Source organism: Marinomonas sp. BSi20584 (genome assembly GCF_002792415.1).
In the GTDB taxonomy this organism is placed as follows: Bacteria; Pseudomonadota; Gammaproteobacteria; order Pseudomonadales; family Marinomonadaceae; genus Marinomonas; species Marinomonas polaris.
The window spans coordinates 86,278-111,777 of the sequence record NZ_KZ454869.1 but is presented as its reverse complement, the minus strand read 5'-3'; the positions used below and the strand labels follow the sequence as shown (position 1 = coordinate 111,777).

27 protein-coding genes and 3 tRNA genes are annotated in these 25,500 nt (G+C 40.2%); 10 read left to right on the top strand and 20 right to left on the bottom strand.

The genetic code is table 11. The features are described from left to right. Positions 1 to 11: 11 nt before the first annotated feature. From TY87_RS02150 to TY87_RS02140, 3 genes are read left to right on the top strand one after another with little or no spacing between them, the layout of a single operon-like run. On the top strand, positions 12 to 650 hold the full coding sequence (locus TY87_RS02150; RefSeq protein ID WP_100185821.1) for an arylesterase: 639 nt from the start codon (positions 12 to 14) through the stop codon (positions 648 to 650). Between the two features lie 10 nt (positions 651 to 660). Further along, complete coding sequence (locus TY87_RS02145) at positions 661 to 1,599, top strand: D-2-hydroxyacid dehydrogenase (RefSeq protein ID WP_100185820.1); 939 nt, start codon at positions 661 to 663, stop codon at positions 1,597 to 1,599. Continuing rightward, positions 1,596 to 2,324, top strand: a complete 729-nt coding sequence (locus TY87_RS02140; RefSeq protein ID WP_100185819.1) for a pseudouridine synthase — start codon at positions 1,596 to 1,598, stop codon at positions 2,322 to 2,324. The genes TY87_RS02145 and TY87_RS02140 overlap by 4 nt, the downstream gene beginning before the upstream one ends. On the opposite strand, the gene TY87_RS02135 is transcribed toward TY87_RS02140, so the two are convergent. Beyond that, complete coding sequence (locus tag TY87_RS02135; RefSeq protein ID WP_157789861.1) at positions 2,293 to 2,835, bottom strand: GNAT family N-acetyltransferase; 543 nt, start codon at positions 2,833 to 2,835, stop codon at positions 2,293 to 2,295. The two genes, TY87_RS02140 and TY87_RS02135, sit on opposite strands and share 32 nt — an antisense overlap. 147 nt (positions 2,836 to 2,982) lie before the next feature. On the opposite strand from TY87_RS02135, the gene TY87_RS02130 reads away from it, so the two are divergent. The 4 genes from TY87_RS02130 (at position 2,983) to TY87_RS02115 (ending at position 6,896) form a co-directional block, all read left to right on the top strand. Further along, a complete protein-coding gene (locus TY87_RS02130) occupies positions 2,983 to 3,327 on the top strand; it encodes a translation initiation factor (protein WP_100185817.1) in 345 nt (114 codons plus the stop codon). Positions 3,328 to 3,488: 161 nt separating this feature from the next. Beyond that, a complete protein-coding gene (locus TY87_RS02125; protein ID WP_072839063.1) occupies positions 3,489 to 4,517 on the top strand; it encodes a GGDEF domain-containing protein in 1,029 nt (342 codons plus the stop codon). A 24-nt stretch (positions 4,518 to 4,541) separates the two neighbouring features. Next, on the top strand, positions 4,542 to 4,940 hold the full coding sequence (locus TY87_RS02120) for an acyl-CoA thioesterase (protein ID WP_072839064.1): 399 nt from the start codon (positions 4,542 to 4,544) through the stop codon (positions 4,938 to 4,940). Positions 4,941 to 4,997: 57 nt separating this feature from the next. Then, positions 4,998 to 6,896, top strand: coding sequence for an alkaline phosphatase D family protein (locus TY87_RS02115; protein WP_100185816.1), 1,899 nt, complete (start codon positions 4,998 to 5,000; stop codon positions 6,894 to 6,896). Between the two features lie 65 nt (positions 6,897 to 6,961). Here the strand turns inward: TY87_RS02115 and TY87_RS02110 are convergent. Together TY87_RS02110 and TY87_RS02105 are read right to left on the bottom strand one after the other, a co-directional pair. Continuing rightward, positions 6,962 to 7,049: transfer RNA gene (locus TY87_RS02110), tRNA-Ser, on the bottom strand. Positions 7,050 to 7,142: 93 nt separating this feature from the next. After that, a complete protein-coding gene (locus TY87_RS02105) occupies positions 7,143 to 7,709 on the bottom strand; it encodes a nitroreductase family protein (protein WP_100185815.1) in 567 nt (188 codons plus the stop codon). A gap of 110 nt (positions 7,710 to 7,819) precedes the next feature. Here TY87_RS02105 and TY87_RS02100 point away from each other — a divergent pair, with 110 nt between their 5' ends. After that, complete coding sequence (locus TY87_RS02100) at positions 7,820 to 9,334, top strand: hypothetical protein (protein ID WP_100185814.1); 1,515 nt, start codon at positions 7,820 to 7,822, stop codon at positions 9,332 to 9,334. A gap of 24 nt (positions 9,335 to 9,358) precedes the next feature. On the opposite strand, the gene nadA is transcribed toward TY87_RS02100, so the two are convergent. From nadA to TY87_RS02030, 14 genes are all read right to left on the bottom strand, one after another. After that, positions 9,359 to 10,405, bottom strand: coding sequence for a quinolinate synthase NadA (nadA, locus tag TY87_RS02095; protein ID WP_100185813.1), 1,047 nt, complete (start codon positions 10,403 to 10,405; stop codon positions 9,359 to 9,361). Positions 10,406 to 10,446: 41 nt separating this feature from the next. Beyond that, positions 10,447 to 10,522, bottom strand: a tRNA-Lys gene (locus TY87_RS02090). 28 nt (positions 10,523 to 10,550) lie between these two features. Beyond that, positions 10,551 to 10,626 (bottom strand) — tRNA-Lys (locus TY87_RS02085). Positions 10,627 to 10,667: 41 nt separating this feature from the next. Beyond that, on the bottom strand, positions 10,668 to 11,456 hold the full coding sequence (gene ybgF, locus TY87_RS02080) for a tol-pal system protein YbgF (RefSeq protein ID WP_100185812.1): 789 nt from the start codon (positions 11,454 to 11,456) through the stop codon (positions 10,668 to 10,670). Next, complete coding sequence (gene pal, locus TY87_RS02075) at positions 11,456 to 12,025, bottom strand: peptidoglycan-associated lipoprotein Pal (RefSeq protein ID WP_100185811.1); 570 nt, start codon at positions 12,023 to 12,025, stop codon at positions 11,456 to 11,458. The genes ybgF and pal overlap by 1 nt, the downstream gene beginning before the upstream one ends. A 19-nt stretch (positions 12,026 to 12,044) precedes the next feature. After that, positions 12,045 to 13,343, bottom strand: a complete 1,299-nt coding sequence (gene tolB / locus TY87_RS02070; protein WP_012069895.1) for a Tol-Pal system beta propeller repeat protein TolB — start codon at positions 13,341 to 13,343, stop codon at positions 12,045 to 12,047. Then, positions 13,343 to 14,284, bottom strand: a complete 942-nt coding sequence (tolA, locus tag TY87_RS02065; RefSeq protein WP_100185810.1) for a cell envelope integrity protein TolA — start codon at positions 14,282 to 14,284, stop codon at positions 13,343 to 13,345. Before tolA ends, tolB begins: the two co-directional genes overlap by 1 nt. Next, positions 14,284 to 14,712, bottom strand: coding sequence for a protein TolR (gene tolR / locus TY87_RS02060; protein ID WP_072839072.1), 429 nt, complete (start codon positions 14,710 to 14,712; stop codon positions 14,284 to 14,286). Before tolR ends, tolA begins: the two co-directional genes overlap by 1 nt. Continuing rightward, positions 14,712 to 15,392 carry a protein TolQ gene (gene tolQ, locus TY87_RS02055; protein WP_012069892.1) on the bottom strand — a complete coding sequence of 227 codons (681 nt, stop codon included), beginning with the start codon at positions 15,390 to 15,392 and terminating at the stop codon, positions 14,712 to 14,714. Before tolQ ends, tolR begins: the two co-directional genes overlap by 1 nt. 9 nt (positions 15,393 to 15,401) lie before the next feature. Then, positions 15,402 to 16,415, bottom strand: a complete 1,014-nt coding sequence (gene ruvB / locus TY87_RS02050; protein ID WP_072839073.1) for a Holliday junction branch migration DNA helicase RuvB — start codon at positions 16,413 to 16,415, stop codon at positions 15,402 to 15,404. A 3-nt stretch (positions 16,416 to 16,418) separates the two neighbouring features. Beyond that, positions 16,419 to 17,021 (bottom strand): Holliday junction branch migration protein RuvA, encoded by a 603-nt coding sequence (ruvA, locus tag TY87_RS02045; protein ID WP_072839074.1) that lies wholly within the window; start codon positions 17,019 to 17,021, stop codon positions 16,419 to 16,421. After that, positions 17,018 to 17,575: a crossover junction endodeoxyribonuclease RuvC gene (ruvC, locus tag TY87_RS02040; RefSeq protein ID WP_072839075.1), complete on the bottom strand. Its 558-nt coding sequence runs from the start codon at positions 17,573 to 17,575 to the stop codon at positions 17,018 to 17,020. The genes ruvA and ruvC overlap by 4 nt, the downstream gene beginning before the upstream one ends. A 160-nt stretch (positions 17,576 to 17,735) precedes the next feature. After that, positions 17,736 to 19,508 (bottom strand): aspartate--tRNA ligase, encoded by a 1,773-nt coding sequence (gene aspS / locus TY87_RS02035; protein WP_100185809.1) that lies wholly within the window; start codon positions 19,506 to 19,508, stop codon positions 17,736 to 17,738. 189 nt (positions 19,509 to 19,697) lie between these two features. Beyond that, complete coding sequence (locus TY87_RS02030; RefSeq protein ID WP_100185808.1) at positions 19,698 to 20,189, bottom strand: GreA/GreB family elongation factor; 492 nt, start codon at positions 20,187 to 20,189, stop codon at positions 19,698 to 19,700. Between the two features lie 210 nt (positions 20,190 to 20,399). On the opposite strand from TY87_RS02030, the gene TY87_RS02025 reads away from it, so the two are divergent. After that, positions 20,400 to 20,846, top strand: coding sequence for a MarR family winged helix-turn-helix transcriptional regulator (locus TY87_RS02025; protein WP_100185807.1), 447 nt, complete (start codon positions 20,400 to 20,402; stop codon positions 20,844 to 20,846). Between the two features lie 10 nt (positions 20,847 to 20,856). Beyond that, on the top strand, positions 20,857 to 21,597 hold the full coding sequence (locus TY87_RS02020; RefSeq protein ID WP_100185806.1) for a siderophore-interacting protein: 741 nt from the start codon (positions 20,857 to 20,859) through the stop codon (positions 21,595 to 21,597). A 63-nt stretch (positions 21,598 to 21,660) separates the two neighbouring features. Here TY87_RS02020 and cysN read toward each other — a convergent pair whose 3' ends face one another. The 3 genes from cysN to TY87_RS02005 form a co-directional block, all read right to left on the bottom strand. Beyond that, entirely contained in the window at positions 21,661 to 23,274 is a 1,614-nt protein-coding gene (cysN, locus tag TY87_RS02015; protein ID WP_100185805.1) for a sulfate adenylyltransferase subunit CysN, read from the bottom strand. An 18-nt stretch (positions 23,275 to 23,292) separates the two neighbouring features. Then, on the bottom strand, positions 23,293 to 24,198 hold the full coding sequence (gene cysD, locus TY87_RS02010) for a sulfate adenylyltransferase subunit CysD (RefSeq protein ID WP_072839081.1): 906 nt from the start codon (positions 24,196 to 24,198) through the stop codon (positions 23,293 to 23,295). A 224-nt stretch (positions 24,199 to 24,422) separates the two neighbouring features. Next, positions 24,423 to 25,346 carry a hypothetical protein gene (locus TY87_RS02005; RefSeq protein ID WP_072839082.1) on the bottom strand — a complete coding sequence of 308 codons (924 nt, stop codon included), beginning with the start codon at positions 25,344 to 25,346 and terminating at the stop codon, positions 24,423 to 24,425. Between the last annotated feature and the right edge of the window lie 154 nt (positions 25,347 to 25,500).

The window sequence follows — 25,500 nt, the reverse complement described above, 5'->3', positions numbered from 1 at the left end:
AAAGGTTTGATATGTTTTTAAAAAAGCAATTAAGGCAACTAGGTACAATAATCACGCTGCTATTCATTAGTTCATTTGCTTCAGCTTCTACTTTACTTGTTATGGGTGACAGTCTTAGTGCGGCATATAACTTACGACAACAAGATGGCTGGGTTAGTTTACTTGAAAATCAACTTTCTCAATCTCGCCCTGAAATACAAGTTATTAATGCCAGTGTTAGTGGTGAAACAACACAAGGTGGTTTGTCACGTTTTGGCGATCTTTTAGCCATTCATAAACCAGATTTGGTAGTGTTAGAGCTTGGTGCTAATGATGCATTACGTGGTTACCCTCTAAATCAGACCACAATGAATTTGGAAAAAATGGTTGAGCAAGCTCAAAGTAGTGGCGCTGTTGTATTACTAATAGGCAATCAGATTCCGCAAAATTACGGAAAACGCTACACACAAATGTTCTTTAACTTGTACAAGGATATTGCCAGTAAACACAATATCGCGTATCTACCCTTTATGCTTGAAAATGTAGCTTTAAACAAAGATCTCATGCAAAGCGACGGCTTACACCCGAATAAAGAAGGTCAACCGATTGTACTGCAAAATATACTGCCATATTTACAACCACTATTAGATAAAATTCAGTCAAAAAAATAAGGAAGGTGAGATGAAAGCGGTTTTTCTAGATAGAGGATCATTTCCTGAGTACATCAAAATCCAGTTGCCTACACAAATTAATGAAGTTGTTGAATACGACAATACGGCTCTTGAGGAAGTAGCAGAACGTATCAAAAGTGCAAGTATTGTACTTACCAATAAAGTCGTTGTTAATGCTGCTGCGATTAACAGCGCGTCAGATCTAAAACTCATACAAGTTATGGCAACTGGCACCAATAACGTAGACCTAAAAGCCTGTAAGGATAAAAACATCGCCGTTCAAAATGTAGCGGATTACTCCACAATCAGCGTGCCTGAACATACTTTTGCTATGCTGCTGGCTCTAAGAAGAAATCTTGCATCGTATTTAGATGCGGTAAAATCTGGTAGATGGGCCACTTCTGAATATTTTTGTTTTCTTGATTACCCGATTAAAGATTTGTCAGGTTCAACTATGGTTATCATAGGCGGCGGAACCTTAGGTAAAAAAGTGGCTGCTATCGCGCTTGCTTTCGGTATGAAGGTGATCTTTGCCGATCGCAAAGGAACTACAAATACTAGACCTGGTTACATCAACTTCGAAGAAGCCTTAAAGTTCGCCGATATCATCAGTATCAATTGCCCATTAACACCAGAAACAAAAAATCTAATCAGTGATGCCGAGTTTTCGTTAATGAAAAAGAGCTGCCTATTACTAAATATCAGCCGTGGCGGTATTGTTGATGAGGATGCGCTGTTACGAGCTTTCGAAAACAATACCATCACAGGTGCGGCTTTTGATGTTTCGACACAAGAACCTATGCAGCTAGATCATCCACTCCAAGCTCTTACCAAACAGCCAAATTTCTTACTGACTCCCCATATTGCTTGGGCAAGTGATGAAGCGATGCAAACCTTAGTTGACATGGCTATGGATAAAATAACCTCTTTCATAGATAAGCCAGAATGACGCTAGTTATTTTATTTCAAGATGAACACTTGGTTGCCGTCAACAAGCCAGCAGGCTTGCTTGTTCATCGAACCAATTTAGCTAAAGACGAAGAAGACGCTGTTGTTCAAAGGTTGAGAGATCAAACAGGGAAATGGGTGTTTCCTGTTCATCGCCTTGACCGAGGAACATCCGGGGTATTAGTGATGGCATTTAGCCCAGAAGTAGCAAGGCGCCTTTCAGCTCAGTTCGCTGAATCTAAAACTAAGAAAACTTATCACTGCTTAGTACGTGGTTATTGCGATGATTATGGTGTGATTAATTACCCTCTTGCTAAGCTTAATGAGCAGAAAGGTAGATCTCGTTTTAAAATTGAAGGTACCGAAAGAGAGGCTGAAACTAGCTTTACTCGACTAAGTCAGTATCTACTTCCTGTTCCTGTGAGTCGATATGACAGCATGCGTTTAAGCTGGCTAGAAGTGACCCCCAAGCAAGGTCGAAAACATCAAATTCGTCGACATTTTAAACACTATTTGAATCCGCTAGTGGGTGATTCTTGTTATGGCTGTCGCCATATTAATAAAGTCGCTAAAGAAATTTGGTCTGACGACTTTAGATTGATGCTTCACGCTTCAAGTCTTGAATTCAATCATCCTATTACAAATCAGCCTATTACGTTAAAAGCAGATTTAAGTGACAAGATAATTAACATACTTAACAAACTGGAATATTATCGAACTGATTGACTCTATAGGGTAAATCTTCTGCAAATGACCAGCGAAACACTAAGCAGTCATGGATCTCTGGATCTAAATTTATCGCATTTTTTTGGATTTCATTAATTTCAAAGCCACATGAGAGAAGGACTTTAATTGAGGCTTTGTTATGATCTGCTACTTGTGCATACACTTCAGTTATACCTTTACTTGCCCAAAGAACAAGTATGTGTTTTAACGCATGCTTTGCAATCCCTAGGTTAGTGAAATTTTTAGCGATTCGATAGGAAACTTCAACTGACTTTTTGCCTAATATTTGTCCATTAAAACGACCAATCAGAACACCGTTTGGTAAGTACACCAGATATTGCAAATGCTTCAAATTACTTCTAAGTAATCGCTTAAAATAAATTTCTGTTTGTTGTCTTAGTACTTGACTCGGTAAAAATTGGGAAAACCAGCCTCGGTTGCGAAACTCAAAAAGCAAAATACATCTAAGATCAGCCTCAGTGGCTTGACGAATTCTCAGTAATCTTTTCATATCAACACGCATTTTTTAACTGGTATTATCATCATCTTAGTGCAGATTTTAAGTAAATGTCGAATAATGCAATTTTTATCTGATTCGCTTTTATTGAAATGATAAAATGCTGTGTGTCAACGGGGATGGTAGAGGTTGCCAAAATCCATGAAAAATCGAAATTTAGTGTATTCAACAGACCAAGGTCGGCTTTGCTCAAGCTGCGAACACCCTATTTCTGAGTGTCAATGCAAAAATGATAACGTTATTGGTAATGGAAAAGTTCTAATAGCCTTAGAAACAAAGGGCCGAAAAGGTAAAGGTGTAACTGTTATTACTGGCCTTCCTCTTACTGAAGATGCATTAAAGATACTGGGCAAAAAGCTAAAGACGCAATGTGGTGCCGGTGGCGCTGTAAAAGATGGCCAGGTTGAAGTGCAAGGAGATAATCGACAAAAAATAAAAGAGTTGCTTGAAAAAGAAGGTTTTTCTAGTAAATTTACGGGTGGCTAATGGCTATTATAAATTATTAGTCTTACTATATTCATGTTTTCAAGAATGAGAAAACATAACTAAATCGTTATAAAATCGAAGCCGTAATGTTACCGAGCTTTCGCGCTCTTTTATAAAACATGAATTGCCACCGATGAAATGGGACGTCTTGGTAGTAAGTAATGGCAGCAGGGGTTCCGATGTTCCAGCATAATATTAAGCAAGCTAATCAACTAATGCGATCAGCAATACCACTTATGGTGAAGTTAGATATTCCGCCGACGCCTTATAATTATGGTATATGGTATGAATATGCGTCAAATAAAAATCCAAAATTCAACCAAGTTGTTGATCGAGCTTTACGTCGATTTGGTAGTTTACCTGCCTTCGTTTCACAAGAGCTATTCAATGAGTTCTTACTTCCTGAAGAGTTCCAGCATGCTCACCGCCAAGGTTCAGTATTAAAAAGTCTTACCACTAATTTAGAGACAGACACAAGCAGCATTTCTAGTGAGCTTGAGCGATTTAATGGCACATTACGTACTGCAAAAGCCGCACTAAAAAATACCAGTGAACCCGCTCAAGTAGAACAGGTTGCTCTTTTGTTGGAGCGAGGTGCTTTCAAAGCTAATCAAGCAATTGAAAAATTTAGCAGCGCTCTACTTTCTGCCCAAGAAGAATTAGCTAGTCTTCGCTCCGAACTATTAGATGTAAAGAAGAATACTGAACTTGATGCAATGACTTTACTAGCTAATGAAAAAGGTTTTGAACGGTCATTATTCTCCTTAGTACCTTATGCTGAGGATGATTTAACCCTATTGTTAATAGATATTGATAACCTTGCTGAAATTAATCATGAATATGGTAATAAAGCTGGCACTTCACTCATTCGATATGTAGCAAAACTTTTAGTTGAGTTATTGCCTGAAAATGGTTTTATTGCGCGCCTTAAAGGTGGTCGATTTGCTATGCTACTGAGTGAAACAGAGTTGAGTGTTGCATCTCAACTAGCTGAATCTATTCGCAATGAAGTTTCAATTCAAAAAATACGCTACAAAAACACCAAAGTGCTGCTACGCCAAGTGACCGTGTCCATAGGTGTGGCTACTTTATTCGGTGACGAAAGCCCTAGTGAGCTAGTTGAGCGATCACAACATTATTTGTTATACGCAAAACGGTCTGGCAAAAATCGAATTGCCCACCACGAATAAATCCCAATTTTTTAAGGCCACACTATGAAGGACAAATTAGATCACAAAGATCGCATTTATTTTGAGGTTCGCGATTACGAGTGTGATATGCAGGGAATCGTTAACAATTCGGTGTATCAAAATTATTTAGAGCACGCCAGGCATCAATTTATAAAATCAAGAGGGTTAGATTTTGCTGAGATCACCAAGCAAGGCATATATCTTGTTTTGATCAAGGCAGAATTAGACTACATGCGATCTTTGCGAAGTGGTGATACTTTTTATATCCATACAACAATAGAGCGAGTATCGAAGCTCAAGCTTAATTTTCTCCAGCAAGTACATCAATCTGACAATGACCAATTAATACTAAGTGCAAAGATGACCGTCACATCTACCACTAAGAAAGGCCTACCTATTGTTGACCATTTGGTTGCATCCTAAATCAATAACTTGTTGAATACTGATATGCAGTATTCAACAAGTTTATATGAGGAAATTATGCAGGTATTAGCTGGCCCGTTATTACGAAGAATGACAACGGATCGACTTACGTTCTGGTTGATGACGACAGAGCCTGTTACGGTTGACTTAATATTAACTCAAAACAAAACAGCTTTATTTGAGCTAAAAGACGCTCAGATAACTGAAAGTCATACCCAACTGAAGGCTGGTGAAAACCTATTCATACAGCTACTCGATATTAAGCTAGAAACTCCTTTACCAATTAACAACCCTATTCATTATGATCTACGGCTTAATGGCCTTGACTGGACTCAATGGTCAGAGGATCTTGTTTATCCCGAGCAGTCACTGCCATTTTTTATTTTGCAACCAAATATTCATAAAATGCTGCACGGATCTTGTCGCAAGCCCCATCATTCCAGTAAAGACGGATTATTAAGGGTTGATGAGTTATTGCAGAATACAGATCCAAAAGATTGGCCCAGTATTTTAATGATGAGCGGAGATCAAATTTATGCGGATGATGTAGCGGCTCCAATGTTATGGGCTATTCATCAACTGATACCCCATCTTGGCATGCATGATGAAAAGCTACCTTGTATTGAAGTTGAAAGTGCCCATCAGTTACATATAGAGCCTTCTTATTACTATGCAAGAGAAACGCTTTTACCTGAGAACAAAGTAAACCGTAGTATGATTGAACAGATTTTTGGCGGTGTACGAAAGCCTGTTTTCACGACAGATACAGCTCAAAATCATTTAATCTCTTTGGCTGAAATACTTTCTATGTACGCTCTAGTTTGGTCACCTAAGGGTTGGGATTTATTATTAGGTGATAATGGTTGGTCGGAGCCAACCGGTTTATCTGATGAGCAAAAGAAAGATTTTTCGAAACAAAAGCTTATATTGCAAGACTTTGTTAAGGGTTTATCCAAGGTTCGTCGTGCTCTAGCGCATTTACCAGTCGCAATGATTTTTGATGATCACGACATTACGGATGATTGGAACCTTACTGCAGCATGGGAGCAAACAGCCTATAACCACCCATTCTCAGCTCGCATTATCGGTAACGCCCTGCTTGGCTATTTAATATGCCAAGGCTGGGGAAATGCACCTGAACACTTTTCGAATGAGCTTATAAACAAAATTCAAAAAGTGCTAAATCATCCTGGTAGAGTAGAACATGATGAGTTAATACAGGAGCTCTTTCGTTTTTCTAAATGGAATTATACCTGGCAGACAACACCTCCGCTTGTTGTTTTGGATACTCGTACTCAGCGCTGGCGATCAGAGAAATCACTGGAAAACCCTTCAGGCCTAATGGATTGGGAGGCACTAACTGACCTACAGCAGCAATTAAAGGGACTCGATGCGGTTGTGCTTGTATCACCAGCTCCTATTTTTGGAGTTAAACTAATCGAAAGTATCCAACGGGTATTTACTTGGCTTGGTAAACCCCTGATGGTTGATGCAGAAAACTGGATGGCTCACCCAGGCTCAGCTTATGCCCTAATGAATATGTTCAGGCATAACCAAACACCGAAGAACTTTGTCATACTTTCAGGAGATGTTCACTACTCTTTTGTTTACGATATTCAGCTGCGTGGGAATAAACAAGGATCAGACTTGTGGCAAATAACCAGTAGCGGAATTAAAAATGAATTCCCTGGAAAGCTACTAGATATATTTGATCGCCTAAATCGCTGGCTTTATTCACCTCGATCACCACTAAACTGGTTTACTCGACGTCGTAGCATGAAAGTCATTCCGCATAAACCAGAAACCGCTGCTCATGGTGAGCGCCTTCTGAATGGGGCAGGAATAAGCTTAGTAACATTAAATGACGATGGCTCGCCATCAGCAGTTGTGCAAATGTGCTCTGATGGTCGTGACATACACTTTAAATTATCTGAACGAGATGCTACCTGGGAATAAACACAGCGAATTCAATAAATTAAAGACGAAAAAAAAGACATCATATGATGTCTTTTTTTAAATAATGGCGGTGAGCAAGAGATTCGAACTCTTGATGCCTTTCGACATACACGCTTTCCAGGCGTGCTCCTTCGGCCACTCGGACAGCTCACCTAAACCTTATATACGCAGTGCGTAATTTGTGCGCATATTCTAGTGATGAGGGAAAAGGATTGCAACTAATTTTTATCAAATTAGTCTTAAAAATTAATCTCTTACCCATTTTAAGTGAGTACCAAGCTCTACTTCTGGAGTAAATGCTGATTTTTCTTTTGGCGTTCCAGCATAAATTAGCCCAATTATTTGATCATTTTTTTCTAGTGATAAAAGGTCTTTTGTTTTTTGAGTGAAACACGCTGGGCCACTGCGCCACATACCACCATAACCAAGCGCATTTAATCCCAATAAAACTTGTTGAGCGGCCGCAGAAGCTGCCATAATCTGCTCTATTGGAGGGACTTTTGGGTGATCCTGAATTCGCGCATAGATTAACAAAACAGCTGGTGCTCGATATGCCTTTTTAACAAAAGCGTCCTCCTTGCTCTCAGGCATTAGTTCTACTTCAGATAAAGCATGATGCCAATAAATTTGACCAAGTTTTGCTCGCCCCTCCCCCTCATAAATACAGAAACGCCACGGCTTAAGATTTCCATGGTCCGCAGCGCGACTTGCAGCGCTAAGAATGGACTCCCATTCGCTTTCGGATGGCGCTGGTGAGTTAAGTGCTGCCTGTGATACACGATTACGCATGAATGTTATAAATTCTTTACTCATAAAATATTTAATTCCGCTAACATAAGAAAAACAGCAAGCTAAAATAATGATTTGCTATAGTTTAATGATAATGGATATCATATTTATTACTTTAGGGTCTAGGAGTTTTTATGTCAAAGTGGTTGATTTGGGCACTGCTTGAGTTAAGTACATTCCTACTGTTGGCCAATGGTGTTTTTTTATGGCTGTCTCATTCACTTGCCAAAAAGAAGTTAGAAAAACACACTAGCGTTTCCCCTAAAGAGACTTTGGACCCTACTGATGGAATAGATGACTCAAACTCTTACAAGGGATTAGCCCACTTCTTAGATTTGCAGATTAATTTTGCTGCACATTCCATTGTACCGGGTAAGCTAGATCCGCATGAAATAAACAGATTGAAAATTTGGGGGACAGTACTTAAAGCAGAAAGAGCTATTCTGTTAAATCAAGTTAGTGAAAAACCGAAGCCTATATTAAACCGCTTCTTATCAAGTTTATTGTACGCATTGTCAGCACCTAAATTACAAACAACCAACCCTGAAGAATTACATCAAAATCTAAAGGAGATGGAAGACGAGTTTTTTCAGGCAACCGAAATACTTATTACTAAAGAGTCACTATCAAAAAACCAAACTTTGCTAAATGAAGATTTACGAAAAAATATTGATCGAGCTACAAAGCGCCTCAAGCAATTAGAATTAAAAAAAGCAGAACAGCAGAGGTTAAAGATTGAAATTGATGACTTACAGGAAAAAATTAAAAAATTAGAGCAAAAACAATCTGATCATACAGGAAGTAGCTCCGAATTCAATTTGCAGATTCCAACTGCTCAAAAGCAAGAAAAAGCGATACGCAACGCTTCCTTTAAACAAATTTCTAGCTTAAGCAGCCTTTCTGATCGGCAAAAAATGGTAATCGAGCAACTTAAGAGTGAGATAGACAAGGCATATAAAAACAATAATACATATGCAGCTATTGAGGCTCAAAAAGTTGCTATAACCAAAATGGAGCGTATGTCTAAAGAGTCACAAGTGCTAATACTGCAATTAGAAGCAGAACTCGAGACGTCAAATTTATCCATCACTTCACTAAGGCAAGATATTAGTGTGAAAGATGCAAAACTTGCTGAATTAGAAAAGCAGCTAAGTAAAAGTAATGAAACGGCGATTGGCAATTTACAAGTTTTAAGTGCAAATAAAAAAGAAACCCTTGGCTCATTGCGTGATGGCTTAAATACCGCACTTGAAAACATGTCATCCGTTAGCCTTATAGAACAAGATAAAGATGCAAAAATGCTAGAGCGCTTACTGCAAGAATCAGAAACCTGCGTTACTCTATTGGCGCAAGAGTTAGAGTCTGCAGAAAACACTAATAATGAATTAAAGCAAAAGATAGAGACTCTTGGATTAAGTGGTGCTCATGGCTCTAGAAGTCAGTCAAAGCCACTCATAAAGCAAAGGGAAATAAATAGACAGTTAGCTCAATCAACCACTGAGCTAAAAAAGAAATTATCTGAGATGATATCAAGCAAAGATTATCAAACCCTGAGAGTCACATATAATAAAAAGAGTCTTGAATGTGATCGCCTACAGCTGGCATTTTCAGATTTAGAAATGAAATATTTAGGGACGCTAAATAGTTAACTATCCCTAAACTGAAGATAAAAATTATTTCACTTGAAAATCAAGCATTCGCTGTAGTGGAATCAATGCTTTAATTCTAGTTTCTTCAGACACATGAATTTCACCTGAGCTATCTCTGAGCGAGTTACGAAGCATCTCCAAGCTATTTAATGCCATCCAAGGACAATGCGCACAACTACGACAATTTGCGCCGGAGCCAGCCGTAGGTGCCTCTATGAAACGCTTATTTGGTGATGCTTGCTTCATTTTATAGAAAATACCCCTATCGGTGGCGACAATAAAGGTATCATTTGACATATTCTTTGATGCATTTAGCAACTGGGATGTTGAACCCACAACATCTGCCACCTCAACAACCGCTTCTGGGGATTCTGGATGAACAAGTACGGCAGCATCTGGATATATCGCTTTTAAATCCAAAATACCTTTTGCCTTGAACTCTTCGTGAACGATACAGGCACCATCCCAAAGAATCATATCGGCACCAGTTTCACGCTGGATATATCCCCCCAAATGCTGGTCAGGTGCCCAAATAATTTTTTCGCCCTGCTCTACGAGATGATTTACAACATCTAAAGCAATGCTAGAGGTTACGACCCAATCTGCTCTCGCTTTAACTGCAGCTGAAGTGTTTGCATAGACAACCACTTTTCTATCTGGATGCTGATCGCAAAAAGCTGAAAACTCTTCAATCGGACAGCCAATATCCAGTGAGCATGTTGCTTCAAGGGTCGGCATTAAAATAGTTTTTTCTGGGCTAAGTATTTTTGCGGTTTCACCCATGAATTTAACACCGGCAACAACAAGAGTCTTAGCGTCATGATTTGCACCAAAGCGCGCCATCTCTAAAGAGTCAGCAATTATTCCACCAGTCTCTTCTGCGAGCTCTTGAATAGCATCTTCAGTATAGTAATGAGCAACTAGAACGGCATTTTTTTGCTTAAGTAAAGACTTGATCTCATCACGAATCTGATCATCATCGACAGATTTTATTTCAAGACTTTTTTCTGCTTCAGACAAATACTTTTGAACTGTATTGCGAAGTGCTGCTTTATCAAAAAGTTCGGACATATCATTACCCCTTAAGAAACTGGGAGCGGAATGAGTGTTTTTGGTGGGTCGTACTGGATTCGAACCAGTGACCAATTGATTAAAAGTCAACTGCTCTACCAACTGAGCTAACGACCCAAAAATCACAAAAGGAATAAAAAGATGTTGGTGGGTCGTACTGGATTCGAACCAGTGACCAATTGATTAAAAGTCAACTGCTCTACCAACTGAGCTAACGACCCAACGGGTTGCGTATATTACAGAGCCCGTTGAGAAATGCAAGTTATTTAATTTTACTCAAATACCCTGCAGCTAGTTTAGCAGCTTTACTATCGGGAAAGCGTCGAATTACATCCTGTAAATAGGACTTAGCTTTTATTGTATCACCAAGCTGATCACTAACAGTGCCTAACTTATATAATGAGTCTTGTTCTTTGTTGTGTCCTGGAAAGTTTTGAATCACAGTAGAAAATGCTTCTATAGCCTCTCTAGACTTACCTTGAACTAATTTAACTTCTCCCAACCAATAATAACCATTCCCTGTTAAAGAATTGTTCGGATAGTCTTTTACAAACTCTGAAAATGCGGTTTCCGCTTCATCAAAATTTCTCTGACGAATTAAATTATAAGCATCATTATAAGCTTGTTGAGCTTGTGCAGTTGGTGGTTGCAAACTAATAGGTGCTAGAGGCGAAGCCGCTAGTGAATTAGTTGAATTATTTATTTTTTGTACCGATGCTTGAGTAGCTGGCTGCTCTACTCTTGGCTCTGGAGCAGAAGAATACTTCGGTTCGCTCGCAGATGCAGACATAAGTAAGGATATACGTTTATCGAGATCAATATAACGATCTCTTTGACTCTCTTTCATTAGCTTTAATTCATGGCCTTGATCTTCCAATTGTCCACGAAGGCTTTGAACCTCCTGTTGCAGTGTTTCCAATTGAAAAAGTAGATCTGCAGCGGCATTAGGGGAAAGTCCACCACTTGCCATTTGAGATTCAGCTAGCGCAAATGGCGCTGTGAGACACAGCGCCATTGCGAAAGAGCGAATTCTTACGACTTTAGAAATCATTATTCGTAACGAACTTCAACTCGACGGTTTAACTGCCAAGCGTTACTATCATGACCGAAGGCAACAGGAACTTCTTCACCAAAGCTTACTGTTTCAATTTGAGAAGCAGCGACACCTTGGATTGTCAAATAACGACTAATTGCTTTAGCACGACGCTCACCTAGAGCCATGTTGTATTCGCGAGTACCACGCTCATCAGCATGACCTTCTAAAACGATACGTGCATCTGGGTGTGATACTAAATATTCAGCATGTTTTGCTAGAGCTTCACGAGATTCTGGACGCACAATCGATTTATCAAAATCAAAGTAGAATACAGTTTGAACCCCAGCTAAAGAATCCATGCCATTGTCATTAGTAGCCGCACTCTCATCAACAATAACACTAGTCATAGCGCCATCTTGACCAGCACCAAATGTTTGGTCAGTATTTTCGTTTGCTTGCTCAGTTGAATTGGCATCTTCAGCAACAGTTGAAGAATCAGTATCTGTTGCTGTTGTGCTACAACCTGCAATCCAAGCTGCAGACAAACCAATTACAGCAAACTTACCTAGTTTTGTTACACTCATTATTCACTCCTCAATGTCTTTATTTGAAATACGGGGACCAAGATGGTTCTCGTACATCTCCGTCTGCTGATGGTAACCTATATTTTACAAGGCCATCAACGGATACTACGGCTAAGATACCCTTTCCTTGATAGGTTGTGGCATACATCACCATGCTACCATTTGGCGCAATGCTTGGCGATTCGTCTAAGTAAGTCTCTGTGAGAATTTGAACTCGGCCAGTTTTCATATCTTGAAGTGCAATATGATAATTACCATCATTCTTTTGAACCGTAACAAGATAGCGACCATCTGGCGTCATTCTCGCTCTGGTATTTAGATCACCTTCAAAAGTAACCCTCTCTACACGCTTACTATTTACATCTAATCGATATATCTGCGGATTACCGCCTCGATCAGATGTGAATACAATTCCCTTACCATCTGGCTCCCAGCTTGGCTCGGTATCTATAGCATAATGGTTTGTCATACGCTCAAGTTTCTGTGTCGCGATGTCTAAAGTATAAATTTCAGGGTTATTATCTTTAGAAAGAACCAATGCTAATTTTTTTCCATCAGGTGACCAAGCTGGTGCACCGTTTAATCCTCTAAATTGTGCGATTTGCTGACGCTTCCCAGTTGCTAATTCTTGAATGAAAATATTCGGGCGTCGATTTCTAAACATTACATAAGCAATTTTTCTGCCATCCATACTCCATGACGGAGATAATATCGGCTCTTTAGATTCGACAACAACTTGAGGGCGATGTCCGTCAGCATCTGCAACCTGCAATTTAAACAATGGAGCTTTTTTATCACCTTCTGCAGTAACATATAATATTCTAGTACTAAATGCGCCTCTTGTACCTGTCAATAATTCGTAAACTTTATCACTAATATAGTGAGCCGCATCGCGGAAGTTTCTTGCACTGACATCAATAGAGCTATGTTTTTGTACCGGCTTTTGACTTAAAACATTTAATAATTCGAAACCAATACGATATTGATTATTAGGTAGCTTTTTTATTGCACCAATAACAACATAATCACTTTTCAAAAGCCGCCAATCTCTATAAAAAACATCCGCTTCTTTTGATGGCATACTTAACATATTAGATCTAGGGATAGGCTGAAATAGACCACTACGCGCTAAGTCAGCCTCGACTATTTGAGCAATATCCTCAGGCAGCGCATCCACACCCTCATATCCAAAAGGCACAACAGCAATAGGTAATAACTGATCTGCACCACTTGTTATTTCAATAACTAATTGGGCTCTAGCTGAGCTTATAAATATTAAGCAAGTGAATAAAACACTCAAGCATTTTTTAAACATCATTAGTTTCTCAAATCTTGCGGGTTAAAAATTAAATCTACCTGACGAAAATTTCGTTCAAAAACATACGAGTCTACTTTCGATAACTCTTCAATTTTCCTTACTTTATAAACAGCATCAACTGCTCTTTGATCAAATAAAGCATCTCCACTACTTTTCGTAATTTGAGCATTCATAACTTCACCATTAGGCAGAAAATAAATGCGCAATTGAGCTTTCATATTGTTTCGAGCGCTTGGAGGACGAATCCAAGCTGCAGTAACCCTATCATTTATTAGCCCACTGATAGACTGAACCATTTGAGCTTCATCAGCAGCTCGCTGCATCGCCTCTTCTGCTGCCGCCTTGGCTGCCGCCTCTTCAGCTTTCTTCTTCTCCGCCAATTTAGCGGCTTCCTCTTGACGCTTCCGCTCTTCTTCGGCTACTCGATCAGCTTCAGCCTTACGAGCAAGCTCTTGTTTTTTCTTTTCGCTGGCTTCTTTTTCAGCTAAACGTTTTTTATCAGCCTGCTCCTGAGCCAAACGCTTACTTTCTGCCTCTTGCGCTGTACGCTTTTGTTCAGCTGCTTTTTGCTTTCTTTCAGTTTCTTGTTTTTCAGCTTCTGCTTTATCTTTTGCCTGTTTAGCTTGAGCAAGCTGCTTTTGCTTTTCCTCTAACGCCTTACGCTGTGCTTCTTTTTTCCGAGCCTGCTCAGCTTCGCTTTTCTTTTTTTCTGCTAATGCAGCTGCCTGTTGTTTTGCTGCTTTTTCATCAGACTCTCTTTTACCTATTATGGTTTGAGAGATATCAACAACAGTAGCATTAACAATAGGCGGCCGCTTAGGTTTTGGAATTTCATTGTCGCTAAAATCAATAGCAACAAAACCTGCCACAACAATACCAACGTGTAAACCTATAGCTAGCACGGTTGGGATACTATAATTGTCACTACGTAACCACTTCATTAATTTTTATCCGGCTCAGTCACTAAACCTACATTTGGAACACCTGCACTTTGAAGTGTAACCATAAGACCAATGACATCACCATAAGGGACATTTTTATCCCCTCTTACTAATACAGACATCTTTGGGTTTTGACTTAATACTTTTCTCACTCTATCTTGTATTTGAGATAAAGCGATTGATTCTTGCTTACCGCCAACATCTAAATAGTACTTACCTTTAGAGTCAACAGAGGCAATCATGACATCATTTTCTGTATCTTGAATTGGCGCTGCATTTGCATTCGGCAGTTCAACATCAACACCTTGCGTAAGCATTGGCGCTGTAATCATAAAAATAACAAGCAAAACCAACATGACATCGATATACGGTACGACGTTGATCTCAGCCATTGGACGGCGTTTGTTTCTCCTTCTTGCGCGAGCCACTATACAGCGCCTCCCTCTCTCACATGTACCTTACGATGTAGGATACTAGTAAATTCATCTGCGAAATTCTCATAACTAGAACCAAGGGATTCTGCCGTAGAAGAGAAGCGGTTATAGGCAATTACTGCAGGAATAGCAGCAGCTAAACCTATTGCTGTTGCTATAAGTGCCTCTGCGATACCTGGCGCAACTGTTGCTAACGTTGCTTGCTGAACTTCTGCAAGACCGATAAAAGAATGCATAATCCCCCAAACAGTACCAAACAAACCAATGTAAGGACTTGTTGAGCCAACAGTTGCCAAAAAAGGTAGATGTTGATCCAGCTTTTCTTCTTCCCTGTAAAGCGCCACTCGCATTGCTCTTTGAACACCATCCATAATGGCTTCTGGATCAACATTATGACTCTGTCTTAGTCGAGTGAATTCTTTAATACCAGAAGTGAAGATATTTTCCATACCTTCAACTTTGCGACCTTCTTGTGTGAGCTTGCGATAAAGCTGACTAAGATCGATACCCGACCAAAAACTTTCCTCAAATGCGGTACGCACCTTTTTTGCTTCTTTTAAAACACGAATTCTTTGAAATATTACAATCCATGAAAAAATGGAAGCAGCTAGCAGTATCAACATTACAAGCTGAACAACAAAACTAGCACTGGCGATAAGTCCCCAAATTGACATTATTAACCTCTATTTAAAATCTGAAGGTAGTTGGTAATTAAAATGTTCATATGCACGCTTTGTAACCTGACGGCCTCTTGGTGTCCTGATTATAAAGCCTTGCTGAATTAAAAACGGCTCAATGACGTCTTCAATAGTATCTTTGTCTTCACCTAAGGCGGCAGAGACGCTATCTAGACCAACCGGTCTCCCGTCAAACTTTTCTATCATAGTCAATAACATACGTCTGTCTAAGTGATCGAAGCCCTGACTATCTACACTTAACATATCTAGCGCCCTTTGAGCAACTTTTTGCCCTACAAGCACTTCTCCACTCACCTGAGCCACATCTCTAACACGGCGTAACAAGCGGTTTGCTATCCTCGGAGTCCCCCTTGACCTTCTAGCTACCTCAAAGCAACCAGGCTGATCAAGCTCCATACCCATTTTTCCAGCAGACCGAGCCACAATGGTTGTCAATGATTCAACATCATAAAACTCTAAGCGCTGCACAATTCCAAAGCGATCTCGCAATGGAGATGTCAGTAAGCCTGCTCGTGTAGTTGCTCCGACAAGTGTAAATGGTGGTAGTTCAATTTTAATTGACCTAGCAGCTGGACCTTCGCCAATCATTATATCCAGCTGATAATCCTCCATTGCTGGATAAAGAACTTCTTCAATTGCTGGACTTAATCTATGTATTTCATCAATAAATAGAATGTCGCCTTCATTTAAATTTGTTAGCAGTGCCGCTAAATCTCCAGCTCTTTCAAGAACGGGACCAGAAGTTGTTCTTACCTCAGCCCCCATCTCATTACCAATGATGTGAGCAAGCGTTGTTTTTCCCAATCCTGGAGGCCCAAATATTAACGTATGATCTAATGGCTCACTACGCTGCCTTGCAGCTTGGATAAAAATCTCCATCTGCTCTCGAACAACGGGCTGACCAATATATTCAGCAAGCGCTTGCGGACGTATTGCCCGATCTACTTGACGATCGTTACCTTTAAGTTCAGCAGAAATAATACGATCTTGCTCAATCATGTTTTATTTCCTTAGCATCCCTTTTAAAGCTGCTTTAATAACATCTTCACTATTAGCGGCATCCATTGGAACACCCGCAATGGCTTTCGCCGCTTCTTGTGGTTTATAACCAAGAGATATGAGCGCCGCTTCTGCTTCCTGCCTAGGGTCAGCTTGTACCTGACGCAAAACAGCAGGAGCTGAAAATAAATCAGTTTTTGCTGCCTGACCAAGCTTATCTCTTAACTCAATAATGAGTCGCTCAGCCGTCTTCTTACCTACTCCAGGAATACGCGTTAATGCAGTTACATCAGATTCTTGAACATTGGCAATCAGTTCTTCAGATGACATGCTCGACAAAATCGCCAATGCCATTTTTGGACCAATACCATTTACTTTAATTAAAACTCGAAATAAAGCGCGCTCATTTTTATCGATAAAGCCATAAAGTGTATGCGAATCTTCTTTAACTAACAGGTGAGTAAATAATGTCACCTGCCCTCCGATCTGAGGTAAATCATAAATAGTGGTCATAGAAGCACTAACTTCATAGCCAATACCATTAACATCAACCATTAGTTCTGGTGGTGTTTTCTCTATCAAAGTGCCGACAATTCGTCCGATCACAAAGTTTTCCTTACATCTTGTTCTGTCCAACGCTTAGAAGCACGCCCCGCTCGCTTTCCGACACCGTATTCAAGCCCGCCAGAAGTTCGTGTATTAGCATGACACAAAGCAATTGCTAAAGCATCAGCCGCATCAGCTTGAGGCTTGGAGGTCAAATTTAATAGAAGCTGAACCATCATTTGTACTTGTGTTTTATCAGCATTACCATTACCGACAACAGATTGCTTAACTCTTCGAGCGGCATATTCATGCACCTCAAGTTCTTGAAGAGATGCAGCAACAATAGCAGCACCTCTAGCCTGGCCAAGCTTTAACGCCGAATTAGCATTCTTGGCCAAAAATACTTCCTCGATAGCAAATTCATTTGGTTTGTATTCTTCCAATAATGCTGAAACATTTTGAAATATATATTTAAGCCTAACTGATAACGCCTCATCCGGTAATCGAATACAACCACTATTTACGTAAATAGATTTACCATTTGTAACGTCAACAATCCCAAAGCCTGTTATTCGAGAGCCGGGGTCAATTGCTAAAATTCTGGTCGTGGCCATGCTTTTTCTGTGCCTTTTATAATTACTGTATATTTCAACAGCCCTTTACAAAGTATGCAATGGCAAAACATAAAAAAGGCCGCTAATAAGCGGCCTTTTACGTTTTTCTTTCAATCTCTTAACATAACTTACTGTTTTAGAATAAGTTTAAGAGTTATTTCTATGATTCAACAGCAGGTTTTCTAATACGAATGTTCAATTCTTTTAATTGTTTCTCGCTTACTTCACCTGGCGCTTGCGTCAATAGACAAGTTGCACTTTGCGTTTTAGGGAAAGCAATAACATCACGAATAGAGCTAGAACCTGTCATTAGCATCACAAGTCGATCTAGACCAAAGGCCAAACCGCCGTGTGGTGGCGCACCGAATTTCAATGCATCTAACAAGAAACCAAATTTTTCTTCCTGCTCTTCTTTGCTGATATTCAGTAATCCAAATACAGTTTCTTGCATAGAAGACTGGTGAATACGGATAGAACCACCACCAAGCTCGGTGCCATTTAGTACCATATCGTAAGCCTGTGATAACGCAGTCAACGGACTGGCTTTCAAATCCTCAGGTGAACAAGAAGGAGCAGTGAACGGGTGATGAATAGCAGTGATTCCACCATCACTTGTCTCTTCAAACATTGGGAAGTCTACAACCCACAATGGCGCCCATTTGCAAGTATAAAGATTCAAATCTTCACCTAGCTTGCAACGTAACGCGCCAAGAGCTTCATTAACCACTTTAGCAGAATCCGCGCCGAAGAAGATCAAATCACCATCTTCTGCCTCAAGACGCTCAAGCAAAGTAGCGCGCACTTCAACAGGTAAGAACTTAACGATTGGAGATTGCAAACCTTCTTCAAGATTAGACTTATCGTTTACCTTGATGTAAGCCAAACCTTTCGCGCCATAGATAGAAACAAATTTAGTGTAGTCGTCAATTTGTTTACGAGTTAGCTCATTACCGCCTGGCACTTTAAGTGCTGCAACACGACCTTTTGGATCGTTAGCAGGACCGGAGAATACTTTAAAGTCTACACTCGCCATCAAGTCAGATACTGACACTATGGTCAATGGAATACGAAGATCTGGCTTATCGCTACCGTATGTTTCCATCGCTTCAGAGTAAGGCATACGTGGGAAAGTGCCTAAATCTGTATCCATTAGCTCTTTGAACAAACTGACAATCATATCCTCTGTCATTGCCATGATGTCTTTTTCACTCATGAACGATGTTTCGATGTCCACTTGAGTGAATTCTGGCTGACGGTCGGCACGCAAATCTTCATCACGGAAACATTTAGCAATTTGGTAATAACGGTCAAAACCAGACACCATTAACAATTGCTTGAACAGCTGTGGAGACTGAGGCAATGCAAAGAAGCTACCTTGTTGTGTACGGCTAGGCACCAAATAATCACGCGCACCTTCTGGCGTTGCACGAGTTAGAATAGGTGTTTCAATATCTAGGAAGCCATTGCTATCTAAGTAGCGACGTAATACAGATGTTACTTTCGAACGGAAACGCATTTTTTGCTGAATTTCAGGGCGGCGCAAATCGATGAAACGATTTTTCAAGCGTACGTCTTCGCCTACTGATTGGTGCTCATCTAGCTGAAACGGTGGTGTTTTTGCAGCATTTAGTATTTCAAGTTCAGTTCCCAATACTTCGATTTCACCAGTATTCATATTCGGGTTTACTGTGCCTTCAGGACGGGCACGTACTAAACCTTTAAGCTTAACAACGAATTCATTACGAACGCTGTCAGCAAGGGCAAAACTTTCGGCACGATCTGGATCGAAAACTACTTGAGTAATCCCTTCGCGATCACGAACGTCTAAGAAAATAACTCCGCCGTGGTCACGACGACGATGAACCCAACCGCATAGGGTAATTTCTTGTGAAATGTTAGAAGCATTTAACTCGCCGCAATAATGGCTGCGCATAATTTCTTTCCTATTACTTTCTCAGTAAGAGAGTGATTTTTTCTTAGAACGTTTTCTATTCGGTCAGTAATGTAAACTGAGTTTTATATATCGAATAGAAGAACAGAATATTTTAAGGCAAGGCATTATATGCGAACAGAGTCTGACTCTCTAGAGCTTGAGCCAAATTTGTCCTTCACAATGCTAGCTTTATTCAATAGTGGTTATTTCATAAGCTGTTTGCTTACCATTCTGAAGTAATTCAACTGCATCACCTACTAATTTACCAAGCAGCTTCTTTCCAACTGGACTAGATGGCGTTACAAGATAAACCTTATTTTCACTTATTTCGACAGTGAGTCCGCCCGCACAAGGAGAAATAAAAAAATATTTATTAGTACCGTATGGAGATTCAAGCTCTGTCAATGTGACTAGACACCACAAATCAATTGCACCCTCTTCCTTGAATAAAACTGGCTGTTTCTTATCAAAAATCAACCAGTCTTGTTCGCACTCCAACACTCGCTGCGATTGCCCATGAGCCAAATATGAAGCCTCCAACCCAAAGGTATCATATTTATTTTCTGCTACGCTTTCTTCATTTGTAGCGGCCTCATGAGCCTGCTTGGCAGCCCATTTGGCGGTCTCATAGCGACTTAATAACGCTGCGGTAACAACTTTATGTACATCGTGCTTATTCATTATGTATCGATCTATTTAATTCTAATCATCGCATTGTAATCATTCGCCTCAATAAGAAAAACTATTAACTGTGGTCTGGCAACTCATTCTACGAAATGACATGGATTACGATTTTTCCGTCTCACTAAAAATTCTTAGTTGACAGTATCAACCAAAAGATCTATATTGATAATCGTTCTCATATAAAAACATCAAGAATAAGAAGATTAGATGAAAGAAAATATTGGCGAGTCTCTTCATAAGTTGATGCACCACTATCGACACCAACTTCGCGAAGCAGCTCTAAAGTCAGGTATTTCAATCCCCGTTAGTCACATACGATCTCTTAAGTGCATTAATAAGATTGAAAAATGCAGTGCTAAGGATATCGCAGATAGACTTTCACTCGATAAATCACAAATCACTCGAGTATTGAAGGAATTAGTTCAATCAGGCTACGTTGAAAAAATTCGCAGCCCCGACAATCATCGCAGTCAATTATTAAGTCTCACTATGGATGGCGCAGAGCTACTTACCAAAATTACGATGTTAGAACGAACCGCAACCGAGAACATGACACAAAACTTAACAGAACAACAGATAGAAGACTTCACACGCATTTCGGAAATAATGGTAAGCAATCTTGATCAATCTCCGCCTTGCGACAATCAAAGTTAAGGAGCTAAAAATGAGCAGACCACAACCGCGTGAACTAACGGTTATTAGAAAGTCGCATGTAACAACAAACATGCTACGAGTAACACTAGGCGGCGATAATATACAGACCATCCCCGAGGACCAAGAAAGTGGCTATGTGAAGCTTATTTTCCCAAGAGGTGATCAAAAACCATTAGTAAGAACTTATACCATTAGAAACCAACGTGCCGATGAAATAGACATTGACTTCGTACTGCATGAAGATGGTGGCCCAGCGTCAACATGGGCAAAGCAGACTCAACCTAATGATATCATTTTAGTTGGAGGACCAGGCCCAAAAAAACTTATTGAAGAGTCTACTGATTGGCAAATTCTAGTGGGAGATATGACCGCTTTGCCTGCAATTAGCGTAAATCTAGCAAAACTACCTCAAGATGCCAAAGGCTATGCAATACTTGAAGTAATTTCAGAAGAAGACATTCAGCCTTTAAAGCACCCTTCTGGCATTGAACTAAAATGGGTAATTAATCCTCACCCAGGAGAAAACCCCAATTTGTTACTAGGTCAAATCCAGTCACTATCAGGGCTCGAGGGTAACATATCTGTTTGGGTAGCTTGTGAATTTAGCAGCATGAAAACATTGCGTTCATTTTTTAAAAATGAACTTAAGATTGAAAAAGAAAATTTCTATATTTCTAGCTACTGGAAATTAGGCAGCAATGAAGATCAGCATAAAGAAGTCAAGCGAATAGATACAGAAGCAACTGCGTGAAACAAGTTTGAGCTAAATACAAAAAACCAGCTCACAGAGCTGGTTTTTTTGTATTTTATTGAGTTATAACTGAACGCTTTCTACAATCAAATCTACCGTTTCATCCAATGAGGATTCAGCAATTTGAGAATCAGCTATCGCAGCATCAGCCACTAAGAAAGCCACACCTGTTTGACGAATCAGTGCCGCTTCTTGCTCTGTAGCATCAGCCTTAACCAATGCCACAACACCTTGGCGTAATAATAAACGCTCAAGCGCGTCACTTTGTGCCAATACGCTATTTGCTAATGCAATAACAGCTGGTTTTTGCCCAAGTCGTGCCGCACGATCTTCCGCACTAACAACAGTATCTTGATCAAGCTCAGCAACAGCTTCTTCAACCATACCAGCACCAACAGTAACGTTGGTTAAGCGATCAATAATAATCAATGCACCAGTGAAACGACTATCGGTGTATTCATCAAATGCAACAGGAGCATCGAACTGTATAACGGCGTCGCCGATCCCGTTCAATTCCAATGCATCTATCTTACTGACTTCAAGGGTATTGACGTCAACACGATGATTGAAGTGATGAACCTTACCAGGAACCGTTTGTGTTCCAAGTTTAAAGTCATACAACTTACCCGGCACTAATGGGTGATCAGCCATCCAAACAATTGAAGAACGAAGCGTTGTTGCAATAAGAGGCTCTTGGCCAATATGCGAAAGCATATCACCGCGGCTGATATCAATCTCGTCTTCAAGTGTAATAGTGACAGCTTGCCCTGCTTTTGCCGTATCTAGGTCGCCATCAAATGTCACAATCCTTTCAACGGTAGATGTTTTCCCTGAAGGCAAAGCAACCACTTTATCGCCAGGTTTAACGGCACCAGCTGCGATGGTTCCTGAGAAACCTCGGAAGTCTAAGTTAGGACGGTTAACATACTGAACCGGGAAACGGAAAGAATCACGTTTCACATCACGGTTAATTTGTACCGTTTCCAAAATCGACATCAATGGACCACCTTGATACCAAGGCGTGCTCTCAGAAGCATTTACTACGTTATCGCCACGTAATGCTGACATTGGGACAAAATGAATATCTTCAGGTTTGCGATCGCCAAGCTGATCAACAAATTTAAGGTAATCATTTTTAATCTGGTTGAATTTTTCTTCAGAAAATTCAACCAAATCCATTTTATTAATCGCAACCACAACATGCTTAATACCCAATAGAGAGGCAATATAGCTATGGCGACGGGTTTGAGTTTGTACTCCGTAACGAGCATCAATCAAAATAATAGCAAGATCACAAGTAGAGGCGCCTGTCGCCATATTACGAGTGTATTGTTCATGCCCAGGTGTGTCAGCAATGATAAACTTACGTTTTTCAGTCGAAAAATAGCGGTAAGCCACATCGATTGTGATGCCCTGCTCGCGCTCAGCTTGCAAGCCATCCACTAACAAAGCTAAATCAACCTCTTCACCTTGTGTCCCAGACTTCTTGCTGTCGCGCTTAACGGCATCTAGATGATCTTCATAAATTAACTTAGAGTCATGAAGCAAGCGACCGATTAATGTACTTTTTCCATCATCGACGTTGCCACAGGTAAGAAGACGTAATAAGTCTTTTTCTTCATGTTGTTTCAGATAACCAAGTATGTCTTGGCTGATCAATTCTGATTGGTGAGACATTCTTTCTTTACTCCAAACTTAGAAATAGCCTTGTTTCTTCTTCTCTTCCATTGACCCAGATGAATCATGGTCAATCATTCGCCCTTGACGCTCTGAACTTCTTGTTAGCAACATTTCCTGAATAATTTCAGGTAAAGATGCCGCTTCTGATTCAACTGCTCCCGTTAATGGATAGCAGCCGAGCGTACGAAAACGAACAGACTTCATCTCAGGCACCTCACCGTTTAAAGGCATGCGATCATCGTCAACCATGATCAAGGTACCGTCACGCTCAACTACTGGGCGTTTTTCAGAAAAATAAAGAGGAACAATTGGAATGCTTTCTAAATATATATATTGCCAAATATCAAGCTCAGTCCAGTTAGACAGTGGAAAAACACGAATGCTTTCGCCTTTGTTTACTTTACCGTTGTAAATATTCCACAACTCTGGACGCTGATTTTTTGGGTCCCAACGATGCTGTTTATCGCGGAAGGAATAAACACGCTCCTTAGCACGAGATTTCTCTTCATCACGGCGCGCACCACCAAAAGCAGCATCAAAGCCATATTTGTCTAGAGCTTGTTTAAGACCTTGTGTTTTCATCACATCAGTATGCTTTGAGCTACCGTGCGTAAAAGGCCCAATGCCTTGCTCAACACCTTCTTGGTTTTGATGAACAATAAGCTCCAAGCCAAGCTTAGCCACCATTTCATCACGGAAAGTGATCATTTCTTTAAACTTCCAACCAGTATCCACATGCATTAGTGGAAACGGTGGTTTGCCAGGATAGAACGCTTTCATGGCAAGATGCAGCATTACTGCAGAATCTTTACCAATTGAATAAAGCATTACTGGGTTATCAAATTCAGCAGCTACCTCACGTATAATATGAATACTTTCGGCTTCTAGCTGTTTTAAGTGAGTAAGTCTTGCCTCTGTCATAATTTCCCATCTCTGTTGTCAGGCTTCAGCATTTTTTGAACTATAACATGCCTTTAGGTTATAAAAAGCACCTCATCTAGACTTTAGTAGAATATGCATATTAAAAAAGCTTTATAAGTAAAACCTTTATAGTGGCCAAGAAGGGAAAAAACTAAAAAATGAGTAGCAGCTCTAAAAATAGACAAGGCCGATAAATCGGCCTTTTTAAATCTATTAGAAGTAATTTACTGAGAGCTGAGTTGCTGCTCTAGCATCAGCTGATTAATCTGCTTACGTAGACGGATGATTTCGCCATTAACTTGAGTTCTGAAAGCGTCGCTCGAGTTAATCGCATCTTGATGCTTAGCTAATGTGTCTTGAATTTTCGCCACATCTGTAGAACTAGTATCTGCTGTGCGTTTTTCTATAGCAGCTACTTTTTTCTGCAAAGTAACTAAATCCTGTGAAATCTGATCCAAACTCAAGGCTTGAGCTTCGTTCTGTCCTGCTTGGGCAAGAACTTGCTTCTCAGATGACTGCAATCGTTTTGCTTGGTCATCTTGTTTCGTTGCAATTGCTTTCACTGTTTCATCTATAGAAGCGACAGAGGGAACAAGCTTGTTGTAACCAGCCTCAACCTCATTAAAGGCTTCGGCTTGTACCGCAATGCGCTTGGATTGAGTCGAAACAGTATCTCGTAATGATGAAAGCTTTTTCTGAAGTTCATCAATCGCTGCATCATTAGTAGCTATCGACTTCCTATTAGTATCGTAAGCAACACCCCAAAGCTTACGAATCTCACTCTCGTGATTCTTCAAGGTCTCTTCTAGGGTTTCACCTTGCTTATTAGCCGAAACATCAGCTGCTAGAAGCTGATGATCTAAATTTTGTATCTCACTTTTCGCACCATACAGCTCATTACGCAGCTGCATATTTTGCTGCCATAACCAATATCCAGCTCCGGCCGAAGCAATTAGTATAAGTATCAATAAAATATATATACCCGCTAAGCTAGGCTTTTTATGAACAATAGTAGGTGCATGGGCTGGTTTTGCAGGAGTGGGAGTGGTATGGCCTTTTTGCGCTGTTGCACCGGACGGCCTTCTATCGCTGACTTCATCTTGATCCAGAGTCAGGCTTGGGATCTCAACATCATCGTCTCTACGCATGGAAAATCTTATATAGTCACTATTAATAGAAATTATGGAAATTCGTTAGTGAACAGACCTAAAGAATATTATCTTCAGTTGTTCAGTGCTACTATATAAGCACCATTAACTGCTTGATAACAAGCATTTTTCGTTAATTAAAAGCAAGGAGAAT

Excerpts from the sequence above, each read along its gene's own strand:
- TY87_RS02005 (WP_072839082.1), bottom strand. The coding sequence starts at position 25,346 with ATGCGTAGAGACGATGATGTTGAGATCCCAAGCCTGACTCTGGATCAA.
- pal (WP_100185811.1), bottom strand. The coding sequence starts at position 12,025 with ATGAGTGTAACAAAACTAGGTAAGTTTGCTGTAATTGGTTTGTCTGCA.
- TY87_RS02100 (WP_100185814.1), top strand. The coding sequence starts at position 7,820 with ATGTCAAAGTGGTTGATTTGGGCACTGCTTGAGTTAAGTACATTCCTA.
- cysD (WP_072839081.1), bottom strand. The coding sequence starts at position 24,198 with ATGACAGAGGCAAGACTTACTCACTTAAAACAGCTAGAAGCCGAAAGT.
- tolB (WP_012069895.1), bottom strand. The coding sequence starts at position 13,343 with ATGATGTTTAAAAAATGCTTGAGTGTTTTATTCACTTGCTTAATATTT.
- TY87_RS02125 (WP_072839063.1), top strand. The coding sequence starts at position 3,489 with ATGGCAGCAGGGGTTCCGATGTTCCAGCATAATATTAAGCAAGCTAAT.
- TY87_RS02145 (WP_100185820.1), top strand. The coding sequence starts at position 661 with ATGAAAGCGGTTTTTCTAGATAGAGGATCATTTCCTGAGTACATCAAA.
- TY87_RS02135 (WP_157789861.1), bottom strand. The coding sequence starts at position 2,835 with ATGAAAAGATTACTGAGAATTCGTCAAGCCACTGAGGCTGATCTTAGA.
- TY87_RS02030 (WP_100185808.1), bottom strand. The coding sequence starts at position 20,189 with ATGAATAAGCACGATGTACATAAAGTTGTTACCGCAGCGTTATTAAGT.
- TY87_RS02140 (WP_100185819.1), top strand. The coding sequence starts at position 1,596 with ATGACGCTAGTTATTTTATTTCAAGATGAACACTTGGTTGCCGTCAAC.
- TY87_RS02130 (WP_100185817.1), top strand. The coding sequence starts at position 2,983 with ATGAAAAATCGAAATTTAGTGTATTCAACAGACCAAGGTCGGCTTTGC.
- ybgF (WP_100185812.1), bottom strand. The coding sequence starts at position 11,456 with ATGATTTCTAAAGTCGTAAGAATTCGCTCTTTCGCAATGGCGCTGTGT.
- tolQ (WP_012069892.1), bottom strand. The coding sequence starts at position 15,392 with ATGTCAATTTGGGGACTTATCGCCAGTGCTAGTTTTGTTGTTCAGCTT.
- tolA (WP_100185810.1), bottom strand. The coding sequence starts at position 14,284 with ATGAAGTGGTTACGTAGTGACAATTATAGTATCCCAACCGTGCTAGCT.
- TY87_RS02020 (WP_100185806.1), top strand. The coding sequence starts at position 20,857 with ATGAGCAGACCACAACCGCGTGAACTAACGGTTATTAGAAAGTCGCAT.
- TY87_RS02105 (WP_100185815.1), bottom strand. The coding sequence starts at position 7,709 with ATGAGTAAAGAATTTATAACATTCATGCGTAATCGTGTATCACAGGCA.
- aspS (WP_100185809.1), bottom strand. The coding sequence starts at position 19,508 with ATGCGCAGCCATTATTGCGGCGAGTTAAATGCTTCTAACATTTCACAA.
- ruvB (WP_072839073.1), bottom strand. The coding sequence starts at position 16,415 with ATGATTGAGCAAGATCGTATTATTTCTGCTGAACTTAAAGGTAACGAT.
- TY87_RS02150 (WP_100185821.1), top strand. The coding sequence starts at position 12 with ATGTTTTTAAAAAAGCAATTAAGGCAACTAGGTACAATAATCACGCTG.
- nadA (WP_100185813.1), bottom strand. The coding sequence starts at position 10,405 with ATGTCCGAACTTTTTGATAAAGCAGCACTTCGCAATACAGTTCAAAAG.
- cysN (WP_100185805.1), bottom strand. The coding sequence starts at position 23,274 with ATGTCTCACCAATCAGAATTGATCAGCCAAGACATACTTGGTTATCTG.
- TY87_RS02120 (WP_072839064.1), top strand. The coding sequence starts at position 4,542 with ATGAAGGACAAATTAGATCACAAAGATCGCATTTATTTTGAGGTTCGC.
- TY87_RS02025 (WP_100185807.1), top strand. The coding sequence starts at position 20,400 with ATGAAAGAAAATATTGGCGAGTCTCTTCATAAGTTGATGCACCACTAT.
- ruvC (WP_072839075.1), bottom strand. The coding sequence starts at position 17,575 with ATGGCCACGACCAGAATTTTAGCAATTGACCCCGGCTCTCGAATAACA.
- TY87_RS02115 (WP_100185816.1), top strand. The coding sequence starts at position 4,998 with ATGCAGGTATTAGCTGGCCCGTTATTACGAAGAATGACAACGGATCGA.